General features: G+C 30.2%; 11 protein-coding genes. 3 read left to right on the top strand and 8 right to left on the bottom strand.

All coding sequences use genetic code 11. From position 1 onward, the window contains the following. Positions 1–90: 90 nt before the first annotated feature. From BLU40_RS11335 to lpxK, 3 genes are read right to left on the bottom strand one after another with little or no spacing between them, the layout of a single operon-like run. Complete coding sequence (locus BLU40_RS11335) at positions 91–555, bottom strand: thioredoxin family protein (protein ID WP_090123515.1); 465 nt, start codon at positions 553–555, stop codon at positions 91–93. Positions 556–593: 38 nt separating this feature from the next. After that, the gene (locus BLU40_RS11330) at positions 594–1,403 is read right to left on the bottom strand and encodes a purine-nucleoside phosphorylase (RefSeq protein ID WP_090123513.1); all 810 of its coding nucleotides are present in this window, start codon (positions 1,401–1,403) and stop codon (positions 594–596) included. Beyond that, the gene (gene lpxK / locus BLU40_RS11325) at positions 1,375–2,412 is read right to left on the bottom strand and encodes a tetraacyldisaccharide 4'-kinase (RefSeq protein WP_090123511.1); all 1,038 of its coding nucleotides are present in this window, start codon (positions 2,410–2,412) and stop codon (positions 1,375–1,377) included. The genes BLU40_RS11330 and lpxK overlap by 29 nt, the downstream gene beginning before the upstream one ends. A gap of 94 nt (positions 2,413–2,506) precedes the next feature. On the opposite strand from lpxK, the gene BLU40_RS11320 reads away from it, so the two are divergent. After that, positions 2,507–3,601, top strand: coding sequence for a Nif3-like dinuclear metal center hexameric protein (locus tag BLU40_RS11320; RefSeq protein ID WP_090123509.1), 1,095 nt, complete (start codon positions 2,507–2,509; stop codon positions 3,599–3,601). Position 3,602: 1 nt separating this feature from the next. Continuing rightward, positions 3,603–4,379, top strand: a complete 777-nt coding sequence (locus BLU40_RS11315) for a zinc ribbon domain-containing protein (RefSeq protein WP_090123507.1) — start codon at positions 3,603–3,605, stop codon at positions 4,377–4,379. Between the two features lie 36 nt (positions 4,380–4,415). On the opposite strand, the gene BLU40_RS11310 is transcribed toward BLU40_RS11315, so the two are convergent. Both BLU40_RS11310 and BLU40_RS11305 read right to left on the bottom strand, forming a co-directional pair. Further along, the gene (locus BLU40_RS11310; RefSeq protein ID WP_090123505.1) at positions 4,416–5,228 is read right to left on the bottom strand and encodes a class I SAM-dependent methyltransferase; all 813 of its coding nucleotides are present in this window, start codon (positions 5,226–5,228) and stop codon (positions 4,416–4,418) included. Between the two features lies 1 nt (position 5,229). Further along, on the bottom strand, positions 5,230–5,988 hold the full coding sequence (locus tag BLU40_RS11305; RefSeq protein WP_175454782.1) for a UbiA prenyltransferase family protein: 759 nt from the start codon (positions 5,986–5,988) through the stop codon (positions 5,230–5,232). Positions 5,989–6,198: 210 nt separating this feature from the next. Here BLU40_RS11305 and gcvP point away from each other — a divergent pair, with 210 nt between their 5' ends. Then, a complete protein-coding gene (gene gcvP / locus BLU40_RS11300) occupies positions 6,199–9,045 on the top strand; it encodes an aminomethyl-transferring glycine dehydrogenase (RefSeq protein ID WP_090123500.1) in 2,847 nt (948 codons plus the stop codon). A 254-nt stretch (positions 9,046–9,299) separates the two neighbouring features. On the opposite strand, the gene BLU40_RS11295 is transcribed toward gcvP, so the two are convergent. From BLU40_RS11295 to BLU40_RS11285, 3 genes are all read right to left on the bottom strand, one after another. Continuing rightward, positions 9,300–10,904 (bottom strand): OmpA family protein, encoded by a 1,605-nt coding sequence (locus BLU40_RS11295; protein ID WP_090123497.1) that lies wholly within the window; start codon positions 10,902–10,904, stop codon positions 9,300–9,302. Positions 10,905–10,928: 24 nt separating this feature from the next. After that, entirely contained in the window at positions 10,929–11,855 is a 927-nt protein-coding gene (locus tag BLU40_RS11290) for a PorP/SprF family type IX secretion system membrane protein (RefSeq protein WP_245729935.1), read from the bottom strand. Positions 11,856–11,917: 62 nt separating this feature from the next. Next, a partial coding sequence (locus BLU40_RS11285) for a DUF7507 domain-containing protein (protein WP_139170950.1) occupies positions 11,918–13,765 on the bottom strand: 1,848 nt, incomplete at its 5' end.

Genomic DNA, 13,765 nt, shown 5'->3' with positions numbered 1-13,765 from the left:
AAAGATTACGACAACTACAAAATTGTTTGAATTTACACATAAAAAAACCCGCAATTAATTGCAGGTTTTTAATATATAAGCTAACTACTTTTATTTTATATGCTTTTCAATAAGTGCAAAATGATAACTTGGATCTCTCATAAAATTGTATCCTTTTCTCCTATCTAATTCTTTTCCTTTAGAATCTACTATTACTATAGTAGGAAATGACGACACTCCGTATTTTTTCTGTAACTTACTATTATCTTTCTTCTGTGAAGCCGAAACTAAGTCTCTATTTCTAGGATAATCTGCTTCATACAATACATACTTATCTTTATAAGAAGAGAATTTTTCAGTACTAAAAAAATCTTCTATTAACATTTTGCAAGGTCCGCACCAATCTGAGCCTGTAAAAAAAATAAGCATTGGCTTATTTTTAGATTTTGACAAACGCTCTGCTTTTGTAAAACTTTCTTCCCATTTTACCTTATGAGCATTTTTTACGCTATCCTGTGCATTTACAAAAGCGACAGATATTAAAGCTACCAAACCAACTATTAATACTTTTTTCATTCTAAAGTTTTATAATACTATACTAAAATAATGCCAAATTAGCTTTTCACAAACTCTTCTACTAATCTACCCACAACTTTTTCAGCAATTTTTGCAACTTTTTGTACTTCTTCATGAGAAACAGACTCTACAATTCCTTCAACACCTAAATCGGTAATTACAGATATTCCAAAGCAAGTCATTCCCATATGCTTGGCTACAATAACTTCTGGTACTGTTGACATACCAACGGCATCAGCTCCCATAAGTTTCACCATTTTATATTCCGCAGGAGTTTCAAAAGTTGGTCCTTGTAATGCTAAATAAATCCCTTTTTTAACTTTTACATCCAATTTCTCTGCAACTTGTTCCATTTTAGAAATTAAAGCCTTGCTATATGGCTCGTGCATATCAACAAATCTAGGTCCAAAACGTTCATCGTTTTTTCCACGTAATGGATGTTCTGGAATCATATTTATATGATCTGTAATTATCATAACATCACCAACTTTAAAGTCTGCATTAACACCTCCAGAAGCATTTGAAACTATTAAGTTTTCAACTCCTAAATATTTCATTACTCTAACAGGAAAAATAGTTTGCTCCATAGTCCAACCTTCATAATAATGAAAACGACCACGCATAGCAATTATTTTTTTTGTTCCAATTTTACCTATAATTAATTCACCTGAATGCCCTTGCACTGTTGAAACCGGAAAATTTGGTATTTCCTCATAAGGCAATACTAATTCAGTATCAATTTTCTCAACTAAATTACCTAAACCTGTACCTAAAATTATACCATAATCAGGTGCTTCTATTCCTTTATTTTGTAAAAACTTAACTGTTTCTTGAACTTTGTTCCACATATGTATTTATGAGATTATCAAAATCTGTTTTATGATTAATAAACTTTGTTTTTATTGGCAAATAATGCAAATAGTCAAACTTATCAAAAGTACGCATATAATCCTTTTCTGTAGTTAAAATTATCTTATTTTTTGAATTTAACTTATTGAATTTATTTTTTATATCTGCAATATCTTTTTCAGAAAAAAAGTAATGATCTGGATATTCTAAATGAGAATAAATAATTCCTTTAGAGTTTAAAAAATTAGTTAACGGTACCGGGTTTGCAATACCGGTTACTAACAATACTTCGTAATTTTTTAAATCATCAATTTTTATTTCTTTATTACCTTTTACACTTTGAGCATAATCTATAGTTGTAAAAAATACTGTTTGGTATAAGGTTGGCTTTAATTTTTGAGCAATTTTAAATTGTGTTTCTTCATCTAAATCTTGCGGACATTTTGTTACAATAATAACCTTTGCTCTTTCTGCACCCGAAATATTTTCGCGTAAGTTACCAGTTGGTAGCATTGCATCATCTACATATAAATTATTATATGATGTTAGCAAAATATTAAATCCAGCATCAACTTTCCTATGCTGGTATGCATCATCTAGCAAAATAACTTCTGGTGAACTTTGCAATTGTTTTAACTGATTAATTCCGTTAACTCTATTAGCGTCTACTCCTACTTTTATAGTTTCAAATTTTTTATAATACTGAAAAGGTTCGTCACCTATAGTTTCTGCATTTACAGTTTCATTAGCCAACACAAAGCCCTTACTTTTTCGTTTATACCCTCTACTTAAAACGGCTACTTTAAAATTATCTTTCAACAATCGTATTAAATATTCTATTTGAGGTGTTTTACCAGTTCCTCCAACACTTAAATTTCCTACAACTATAATAGGTGTTTTAAACTTGGTAGATTGCATATGGTTATTGTTATACAAATAGTTTCGTATAGCTGTTATGCTTCCATAAATTAAGGAAAAAGGATATAATATTTTGCGTAACAATTTCATCAACTGCAAAATTACGAAACTAATCAATATTTTTAACCATAAATACTTTAACTTTCTAGCATTAAAATTATATTTGTTATAGAATACTTTTTATATGAAAATTAAAGATATTACCAATTGTATTGAAGAAATTGCTCCGCTTAGTTATGCTGAAGGTTTTGATAACGTAGGCTTACTTGTTGGAGATTATTCTACAGAAGTAACTGGTGTGCTTGTTACTTTAGATACTTTAGAAAATATTGTTGATGAAGCTATTGAGAAAAACTGTAATTTAATTGTTAGTTTTCATCCAATTATTTTTTCTGGATTAAAAAAATTAAATGGTTCTAATTATGTAGAACGTGTAGTTTTAAAAGCTATTAAAAATGACATAGCAATTTATGCAATGCATACCGCTTTAGATAATTGCTTTGCTGGTGTAAATGCTAAAATTTGCGAAATGTTAGGTTTAAAAAACAAACAAATTTTAATTCCGCAGAAAAACACCATTAAAAAACTAACAACCTACGCTCCTATTGATGCTTCAGAAAAAATAAGAACAGCATTGTTTAATGCTGGTGCTGGTAGTATTGGAAATTATGACAATTGTAGTTTTAATACTGAAGGAATAGGAACTTATAGAGGCAATGAAAATTCGAGCCCAACTATTGGTGTTAAAGGTGAAAATCATTCAGAAAAAGAAGTTTTAATAAGTGTAATTTTTGAAAAGCATAAAGAAAAAACAATACTAAAATCTCTCTTTAATGCACACCCTTACGAAGAAGTTGCCTATGAAATTAACCCAATAGACAATATTAACCAAGAAATTGGTATGGGAATGATTGCTGAACTTGATAACTCAATGAATGAGATTGATTTTTTAAAATTAGTAAAAACTAAAATGAATGCAAAAGGAATAAGGCATTCTCAATTTTTAGGCAAGCCTATAAAAAAAGTCGCTGTTTTAGGTGGTTCAGGGAGCTTTGCCATAAATAATGCTATTGCAGCTGGAGCAGATATTTATATAACTTCAGATATAAAATACCACGAGTTTTACAAGGCTGAAAACAAGATAATTGTAGCTGATATTGGTCATTATGAAAGCGAACAATTCACAAAAAATCTTTTAGTTGACATTCTTACGAAAAAATTTCATAATTTTGCAATCATTTTGTCACAAAAAAACACGAATCCAATTTATTACTTATAATATGGCTAAAAAGAAAGAAGTTACGGTAGAAGAAAAATTAAGAGCTCTTTACGACTTACAATTGATTGACTCTAGAATAGATGAGATTAAAAGTGTTAGAGGTGAATTACCTTTAGAAATTGAAGATTTAGAAGATGAAATAGTTGGTTTAAATAAAAGACTATCTAATTTAAATGATGATGTAACTAATTTAGACAATGATATTTCTGCTAAGAAATTGGTAATTGAAGAGTCTAAAGCTCTAATGAAGAAATATGCAGAGCAACAAAAAAACGTTAGAAATAATAGAGAATTCAATTCTTTAACTAAAGAAGTTGAATATCAAGAATTAGAAATTCAATTAGCTGAGAAAAGAATTAACGAGTACAAAGCTAAAATTGAACAAAAGAAAGAAGTTATTTCTGGAACTAAGGATGTTATTAAAAAACAAGAAGACTTATTAAAACATAAATCTGATGAGTTAAAAGGTATTATGGGTGAAACAGTAAAAGAAGAAGAGCTTTTATCTGAAAAATCTAAAGAATACGGTGAATTAATTGATGACCACTTATTAAAAGCTTATACTAGAATTAGAGGTTCTGTTAAAAATGGTTTAGCAGTTGTTTCTATTCAAAGAGGTGCTTCTGGAGGTTCTTTCTTTACTATACCACCACAAAGACAAGTTGAAATTGCTGGTCGTAAAAAAATTATTACTGATGAACACAGTGGTAGAATTTTAGTAGACGGAGCTTTAGCTGAAGAAGAAAAAGAAAAAATTGACAAGTTATTATCTAAATAAAACATAAAAAAAGGCTTCCAAATTTGGAAGCCTTTTTTATTTCTTAGTTGCCTTTATAGAATATACTAAAGGAAACATTCCTTTATCCTTTTTAAACTCATACATTCCATTTTTATTTACTTCCATATTTGGTAAACAATCGTAAGGCGACTCATTAAATTCATGTAAAAATTCAATTTTTAAACCTGCATTAGACAAAGCAGATATTACTTCACCTAATCCGTGGTTCCAACCATACTCTTTACTTACCATACCTTTTTTTCCATCATCTGCATACGTACCTTCATACTCTTCATATACAGCACCATCATTTAAATAAGGATATATCATTTTTGCTGGTTCTTGCAAATAATCAAACATCCAAATAATAGGATGAAATTCGGCCATATAAAAAATACCTCCTGGTTTCAATTTAGCTGCAATAATTTCGCCCCAAGTTTTTAACTCTGGCAACCATCCAACCACACCGTAAGATGTAAATACAATATCGAATTGTCCTTCTACATTTTGAGGTACATCATATAAATTACTTTCTATAAATGTTGCTTTTAAATTTAACAACTTATTTAACTCACGCGCCTTTTTAACACCTTCTATTGAAATATCAATTCCCGTACAATTTGCTCCTAACCTCTCCCAGCTTAATGTATCTTGCCCAAAGTGACATTGCAAATGCAATAGACTTTTTCCTTTTACATCACCAACTTCTTTTAGCTCTAAATCATTTAAAGAACATTTACCTTTTAAAAACTCTTTATTATTATAAAACTCAGATTCCGAATGTATAGCAACTTTCTTATTCCAAGTTTCTTTATTTACTTCAAAATATTCATTATAATTATCTTCCATACTAAACATTTAGCAATATTATTACAAGCCAATATATTGGTATTGCTTCTACCCAAAAACTAGCATAATAGTTTAATTTTTTTTCACTTGAAAAAAGCAAAAACATCCCTGTTATTACTCCAATTATAAAAGTACTAAAAAAATAATTTTCTGTTTTTAATAATTCTAAAACTACAAAAAATAGTATAAAAACAATTCCTAATACTTTAGATTTTGGTACCCCAACCACTTGAGGTAATGTTTTTAACTTTTTTAAATCGTATTTTATATCTCTAATATCAAAAGGTAAAATAATTGCAAGTAAAATAAAAAAACGTTGTATAAACTCTAAATAATTAGTTGTTTTAAATTCCAAACCTAACGCTGTCTGTGGAAAAATTACAGTAACGCCTGCCCAAGCAAAAGCAATACTAAATATTTTTATAAATGGAAAATTTCTAAACGAAACTTCAACATTTTTAATTTTCAGAATTGGTATTGCGTAAAAGAAAGTCATTATTCCAAAAGGAATTAAAACAACAAGTGATTGTAGATTAAATTCAGTAAAAAACACCAAAGTAATTAAACCAACAATAGATAAAATATTTATTAAATAAAAAGCATACTTATAAGCTGCAAACCAATCTTTAAACCACACTACTTTACCAACTTTAGCTTCATAAAATCTAATAAAATTATATGAAATTATTATTGATAAGGCTACAAATAAAGGAGTTACATCTTCGTAATTATTAATTTTAAGCAACGAAATTTTAGTCATACAAAAACCCGAAATGGCTACATGAATGTTACTTAAAATGTAAAAATTAAAAATTTTCTTCAAAAAATGCATTCAACAAATGTAGTTAATTGTTAATATCTTAATTTCATGGTTAACAAAATATTATAAATTATTAAATCTAGGTTAATATAATTCTACTTAATTAAGTAATTTTGAGCTGAAAAATAACGAACTAATTTATAGTATTTAATGAATACAAATTCTTTTGCTTTAAGACATATTGGTCCTCGTAAAAACGAGATCAACGAAATGGTTAAAACTATTGGGGTAGACTCTGTAGAAAGCCTTATTAAAAAAACTATTCCTAATGATATTTTACTTAAAAATGATTTAGACCTTCCGGAAGCTTTAAGTGAATTTCAATACACGCTTCATATAAGAAATATTTCATCAAATAATAAATTATTTAAAACCTACATTGGTTTAGGGTACCACCCAACAATTTTACCTGGTGTTATTCAACGTAACATTTTAGAAAACCCAGGATGGTATACAGCATATACTCCTTACCAAGCAGAAATTGCTCAAGGCCGTTTAGAGGCGTTATTAAATTACCAAACTATGGTAACTGAACTTACAGGAATGGAATTGGCAAATGCTTCATTATTAGATGAAGGAACTGCTGCTGCAGAAGCAATGATTATGTTATTAAATACACGATCTAGAGCTCAAAAAAAGGCAAATGCTTTACAATTTTTTGTTTCTGAAGATGTACTTCCACAAACTATAGATATTTTAAAAACAAGAGCAATTCCATTAGGGGTTGAATTAATTTTTGGAAATCATTTGGAATTCGAATTCTCAGAAAATGTTTACGGTGCAATAGTACAATATCCATCTAAAAATGGTGAAGTAAACAATTATGCAAACTTTGTTGAAAAAGCAAAATCTGTTGAAGCTAGAGTTGTTGCCGCTGCAGATTTATTAAGTTTAACCTTATTAACTCCTCCAGGAGAATGGGGAGCTGATGTTGTTGTTGGTACTACTCAACGTTTTGGTATTCCTATGGGATATGGTGGACCACACGCTGCATATTTTGCTACTAAAGAAAGCTACAAAAGAAATATTCCAGGAAGAATTATTGGGGTAACCCAAGATAAAGATGGAAATAGGGCCTTACGTATGGCTTTACAAACTAGAGAACAACATATTAAACGCGAAAAAGCGACTTCAAATATTTGTACAGCCCAAGTTTTATTAGCTGTAATGGCTGGTATGTATGGTGTTTATCACGGTCCTAACGGGTTGACTTTTATTGCTTCAAAAATTCATAATTTAACAAATACTTTAAACAAAGGATTTGAAAAGTTAGGTGTTGTACAAACCAATAAAATGTTTTTTGATACACTATCTATTTCTGTATCGAATACGGAAAAGGTTAAAGAACTAGCTGAAGAAAAAGAAATAAACTTCTTTTACACTAAAAACAATCAAATTAACATCTCTTTAAATGAAACAACAAATTTAAACGATGTTAATGATATTATAGAAGTTATAGCTACTGCTGAAAATAGACCAGTTATTAGCTTTAACACTATTGAAGAAAAAAGCTTAGATGAAAGTATTAAACGTACTTCAACATTTATGACAAATGAAGTTTTTGAAAAATACCACTCAGAAACTGAAATGATGCGCTATATAAAAAAATTAGAGCGTAAAGATTTATCGTTAAATCATTCTATGATTTCTCTTGGGTCTTGTACTATGAAATTAAATGCGGCTACTGAAATGCTTCCTTTAAGCTGGCCTATTTGGGGTAATATTCACCCATTTGTACCTGTTGAACAAGCTGGTGGTTACCATATGGTTTTTAAAGAATTAGAAGCTGCTTTAAATGAAATAACTGGATTTTATGCAACTTCATTACAACCAAATTCTGGTGCTCAAGGTGAATATGCAGGACTAATGGTTATTAAAGCTTACCACGAATCTAATAATGAAAGTCATAGAAATATTTGCTTAATTCCAGCTTCTGCTCACGGAACTAATCCGGCTTCTGCTGTTATGGCAGGTATGAAAGTTGTTGTAACAAAATCTACTGAAGATGGCAATATTGATGTAGATGATTTACGAGAAAAAGCATTGTTACATAAAGATAACTTAGCTGCTTTAATGGTTACTTACCCATCTACGCACGGAGTATTTGAAAGCACTATTAAAGAAATTACTGAAATTATTCACACTAATGGAGGCCAAGTTTATATGGATGGTGCAAATATGAATGCTCAAGTTGGACTTACAAATCCTGCAACTATTGGGGCTGATGTTTGCCACTTAAACTTACATAAAACTTTTGCCATTCCGCATGGTGGTGGTGGACCAGGTGTTGGGCCAATTTGTGTAGTTGAGCACTTAGCACCATTTTTACCTTCAAACCCAATTATTCCAACGGGAGGAAAAGAAACTGGAATTACAGCTATATCATCTGCTCCTTGGGGTTCTGCTCTTGTATTGTTAATATCATATAGTTATATTAAAATGCTTGGTTCAGAAGGGCTTAAAAACTCTACAATAAATGCTATTCTAAATGCTAATTATTTAAAATGTCGCTTAGAAGAACATTACAGTATTTTATATACTGGTGAAAACGGTTTTGCTGCTCATGAAATGATTGTTGACTTTAGAGAATTTAAACAAAAAGGTGTTGAAGTTGTAGACATAGCAAAACGATTAATGGATTACGGATTTCACGCTCCTACAGTATCATTCCCAGTTGCTGGAACTCTTATGATAGAACCAACAGAAAGTGAAAACAAAGAAGAATTAGACACGTTTTGTAATGCTTTAATTAGTATTAAATCTGAAATTGATGAAATGGAAGCTGGAGACACAAATTCTGTTATAAAAAATGCTCCTCATACGCAAGAAATGTTAACAAGCGATAACTGGGAATTACCATATTCTAGAAGTAAGGCTGCTTTTCCTTTAGACTATATTAAAGAAAACAAATTTTGGCCTTCTGTAAGAAGAGTTGATGATGCCTATGGAGATAGAAATTTAATTTGTTCTTGTAATCCTATTGAAGATTATATGTAAAAATTATAAAAAATAATATACAAAAATTAAAAAGTCTCGAGAACATTGTTCTCGAGACTTTTCTTTTCTTATTAAGTCTTAGTTTATATTAAAGTCACATAAATTTGTCGTCCCCACAACTGCAGTATATATGTTACTTTTCTAATATCTTAACCAGAAAACTAAAGTCTACAAATATAGTTAAAGTTTTCGTCGTCCCCACAACTGTAGTATAACTTTAACTGCATAATTTATAGTTTTAGATTTTAAATATTTTAATTAATCACTTCTGGATTAACAATTACAAATTCCGTTCTTCTATTTAATTGATGTTCTTCTGTAGTACAACGTACACCGTTAGAACATTTATTAGTTAATTGTGTTTCTCCATATCCTTTTCCTGTAATTCTTTCAGGTGAAATACCTTTAGAAATTATATAATCAACTGTAGATAAAGCTCTTTTATCTGATAAATAATTATTATAAGCATCTCGACCTCTAGAATCTGTATGTGAACCTGATTCCACAATTAAATCAGGATACTTATTCATTACCTTTACAACTTTATCAAGCTCACGAGCCGCATCTTTTCTAATATTAAATTTATCGTAATCAAAGTAAATTGGATTAATGTCAATCATTACTTTTTCCCTAACTACAATAAACTCATCTGGAGAAATCAGCATTTCTATAGTTTGTTCTAACTCGTTTTTATTAGATGTTTTTATCAACTTAGTATCAGATAAAAAGAATCTTTTACCAGCCTCAATTGTATATTCTGTTTCACAATCAACATCTTCTAATTTATAAGCTCCCTTTTCATCTGTAAAATCACCTTCAATAATAGCTTCACTTCCTTTAGATATATTAATATCTGCATTTGAAATTAACTCTCCTGTTTTTCTATTTTTAACTATAATATTAAAAATTTGTTTACAAACTATAACTGGTTTCGGAAGCGGAATCTCTTCTTTGAAATAATAAATATCATCATCTCCTTTTCCTCTGTATCTATTCGATGAGAAATATCCTTCTCTCTTTTCTTTATTTATTATAAAAGCAAAATCATCTCTTTCACTATTTATATTATTACCTAAATGTACTGGCTCTAAAATTCCATCTGGAGTAAACCTCGCTACATAAATATCTAGCATTCCTAACCCATCATCTCTTCCATTTGTTGAATAATATAATTCATCATTCCCATCTATATAAGGAAACATTTCTCTTTCTTCTGTATTAATTGTTGGTCCTAAATTAACTGGAGGTCCATAAGTTCCATCTCCATTAACGGCAACTTTAAATATATCCGTTTTTCCTAAAGTTCCAGGCATATCAGACACAAAATAAAGTGTAGATTGATCTTCGCTTAAACTTGGATGACCACATGAATAGTTATCATCATTAAAAGGCATAGATTCAATATTTAACCATTCATCATTTTCTCCAACGGTGGCCTTAAACATTTTAAGTCTATTAATACCTAACGTATCCTTTTTATATTTTCCTTTAAAATAATTACTTCTAGTAAAATAAACTGTTTTTTTATCTTTTGTAAATGTTACATCAGCTTCGTGAAATCTTGTATTTAATTTACTTGAGAATTTTTTAATGTTTTCTAATTGACCACTTTCTTTTATATCACCCACATATAAATCTAAAAATGGTTGGTTATTCGTAGTCCAAGTATTATTAATAATATAATTCCTCTTTGCAGGCATAGCAAAAATCATCTGGTTTTCACCGTATAAAGATGTACCAAAATTTGAATACCTATTGTTTACAGATAAATTTTGAATTGTATACCTTTCTTCAGTTTCTTGAGAGAAACCTAAAATGCTAAAACTTACAATAAATATGAATGTAACTATTTTTTTCATAATTCTTTGTTATTAATAAGTAGATTAAAAGAACCTTGGTGATAAACCAGCTCTAGAGTTACTTATATTAAATAATAAAAATACTTCGTGTGTTCCTGAATTAAAATCTCCTAAATTAGATAATGTATAATCATATGCATATCCAATTCTTGTATTTTCTGATACTAAAATATTAAACATTCCACTTACCGAATCATCTAACCTCCAAGATAAACCTAACTCTAATTTATCTTTAATTAAAGCACTACCAGATAAATCGACAGACAATGGAGCTCCTTTTACACCTTTTAACATTATTGATGGTTTCAATTTTAAATCATGTGAAACATCAAATATATATCCTGAAGTTAAAAAATAATGTAAATTTTCTATAGCACTATACTTATACCCTCCATCTGTTGTTGAAAAATGAAAATTCTTCAACATATTAGGTAAAGACAAGCCTGCATAAAATCTATCTGTATAATAATAAATACCCGCTCCAAAATTTGCTGTTTTCTTATCTAATTTTTCTTGAAACGCATCATCTGGAACATCATCCCCTAAATCTAGCAATGGTAAATTTGCATTTATAAAGGTAAAACCTCCTTTAATACCAAAAGCAAGATTAGCATACTCATTTAATTGTATTTTATATGAAAAATCGGCATAAATATTTTGCTCCTTTACTGGTCCAACTTCATCAGCTATTATTGAAAATCCCATACCAACATTTCGTCTAATTGGCGCATTTACAGTTGCTGTAAATGTTTGAGGGGCACCCTCCAAATTTACCCATTGTGTTCTTCCTAAAAGTCCAATATTCAATGTTCCTTCAGACCCAGCATAGGCAGGATTCAAAATATGCATATTATATGCATACTGAGTGTATTGAGCATCTTGCTGACCATATAACGTTGTTACAGAAAAAACTATAACAAACATTTTAATAAGGGTTTTAATACTTTTCATAATATAATATTTTAGTAACTAGAGAGTTTTTAAGTCTCTAGTTACTTATTAATTTTTATAATTTATCTATTTAAATATACGTAACCTGATCTTGGCTTAAATCCATCCTTGTTAAAGTATATTGTGTAATAATAGGTTCCTACAGGTGCTTTTTCTGAATCCTTAATTGTCATTCTTCCTGTTGAATATCCATCCCACCATCTTGGATCTGATAATGGATTACCATCATGTTTATAATCGTAAACTACATTACCCCATCTATTATAAATAACTAATTGAAAATTCGGATATAAATTTGATAAATCATCTATAAAGAATACATCGTGATTACCATCTCCATTTGGAGAGAAACCTTGAGGTATAATTAACTCCGCTGCTTTTACACCAATAACTGCAATATACACTGTTGCCGTATCACATAAACCATCATTATCACAAACTTGATAATCAAATTGATCTTCACCTATAAAATCAAAATCAGGAGTATAGGTTACAGTTCCATCTGCATTCACAACTACGGTTCCGTTCGTTGGCTCAGATACAATTTCAACACTTAATACATCAATTGTTCCATCTAAATCATAATCATTATCTAAAATATCAATATCTACTGGAGTATTTGCGTCTGTTTCAGCTAAATCATCAACGGCAACTGGCGGTAAATAAACAAGTACTATTGCAGTATCATTTATTGAATCTAACGCTGTACCTGCAGGATTATTACCCATAACAGTTACTATGTTATCAATATCACCATCATTATCAGCTTCACCTAATTCATTAACTCCATAACCTGATAAAGTTTCAGCTGTTACTTCATAACTTCCAACAAATGTCCAAATTTCATCAACATCTAAAATATTGTTTGAATTTTCATCTCCATCAGTTAATACTAAGTCTACTAACTCATCTATAACTTGTAGGCTATTAATTCCAAAGGTTGAAGTATTTTCAACTGTAATAGTGTATGTAACAATATCACCTTCATAAGAAACAACTGATACGTCAGAAACTTTAATCACACTGTATGAAGGTTCTCCTCCGTTTGTGTAATCGATTGGAACTTCTACTGAATCTTCAACATCTGGAGTTGATGATCCATTTGGTGTAGTTCCTGTTACCGTTACAGTATTGTCTATATCTCCATCATCATTATTCCCATTAGTATCAATGTCTTCTTGTGTTACTGTGTAAGTTCCACTGTAAACCCAAGTTTCTGTTACATCTAATACTCCATCATTATTATCATCTCCTGCTGGGTTTGATAACGCTCCTCCTAATAATGGATCATCTACAACAACATCGCTTACCGCAAATGTTGATGTGTTTACTACTGTAATTGTATAAGTAATTACATCGCCTGCTGCTGATACACTACTTACATCAGCTAACTTCTCTACACTGTATGAAGGTTCTCCTCCGTTTGTGTAATCGATTGGAACTTCTACTGAATCTTCAACATCTGGAGTTGATGATCCATTTGGTGTAGTTCCTGTTACCGTTACAGTATTGTCTATATCTCCATCATCATTATTCCCATTAGTATCAATGTCTTCTTGTGTTACTGTGTAAGTTCCACTGTAAACCCAAGTTTCTGTTACATCTAATACTCCATCATTATTATCATCTCCTGCTGGGTTTGATAACGCTCCTCCTAATAATGGATCATCTACAACAACATCGCTTACCGCAAATGTTGATGTGTTTACTACTGTAATTGTATAACTAATTACATCGCCTGCTGCTGATACACTACTTACATCAGCTAACTTCTCTACACTGTATGAAGGCTCTCCTCCGTTTGTGTAATCGATCGGTACTGCAACACTTGATGTGTCTGTCTCTGTTGTTCCATCTGGTAAGGTTGCTACTGCTGTAGCGGTATTGTCTATATCACCATCATTGTCTAA

It is taken from the genome of Lutibacter oricola, assembly GCF_900106565.1.
Lineage (GTDB): Bacteria > Bacteroidota > Bacteroidia > Flavobacteriales > Flavobacteriaceae > Lutibacter > Lutibacter oricola.
Note: the sequence above shows the minus strand (reverse complement) of the source record. Positions and strands in the feature narration are given on the sequence as shown.

Excerpts from the sequence above, each read along its gene's own strand:
- BLU40_RS11295 (WP_090123497.1), bottom strand. The coding sequence starts at position 10,904 with ATGAAAAAAATAGTTACATTCATATTTATTGTAAGTTTTAGCATTTTA.
- BLU40_RS11310 (WP_090123505.1), bottom strand. The coding sequence starts at position 5,228 with ATGGAAGATAATTATAATGAATATTTTGAAGTAAATAAAGAAACTTGG.
- gcvP (WP_090123500.1), top strand. The coding sequence starts at position 6,199 with ATGAATACAAATTCTTTTGCTTTAAGACATATTGGTCCTCGTAAAAAC.
- BLU40_RS11305 (WP_175454782.1), bottom strand. The coding sequence starts at position 5,988 with ATGACTAAAATTTCGTTGCTTAAAATTAATAATTACGAAGATGTAACT.
- BLU40_RS11315 (WP_090123507.1), top strand. The coding sequence starts at position 3,603 with ATGGCTAAAAAGAAAGAAGTTACGGTAGAAGAAAAATTAAGAGCTCTT.
- BLU40_RS11330 (WP_090123513.1), bottom strand. The coding sequence starts at position 1,403 with ATGTGGAACAAAGTTCAAGAAACAGTTAAGTTTTTACAAAATAAAGGA.
- BLU40_RS11290 (WP_245729935.1), bottom strand. The coding sequence starts at position 11,855 with ATGAAAAGTATTAAAACCCTTATTAAAATGTTTGTTATAGTTTTTTCT.
- lpxK (WP_090123511.1), bottom strand. The coding sequence starts at position 2,412 with ATGAAATTGTTACGCAAAATATTATATCCTTTTTCCTTAATTTATGGA.
- BLU40_RS11335 (WP_090123515.1), bottom strand. The coding sequence starts at position 555 with ATGAAAAAAGTATTAATAGTTGGTTTGGTAGCTTTAATATCTGTCGCT.
- BLU40_RS11320 (WP_090123509.1), top strand. The coding sequence starts at position 2,507 with ATGAAAATTAAAGATATTACCAATTGTATTGAAGAAATTGCTCCGCTT.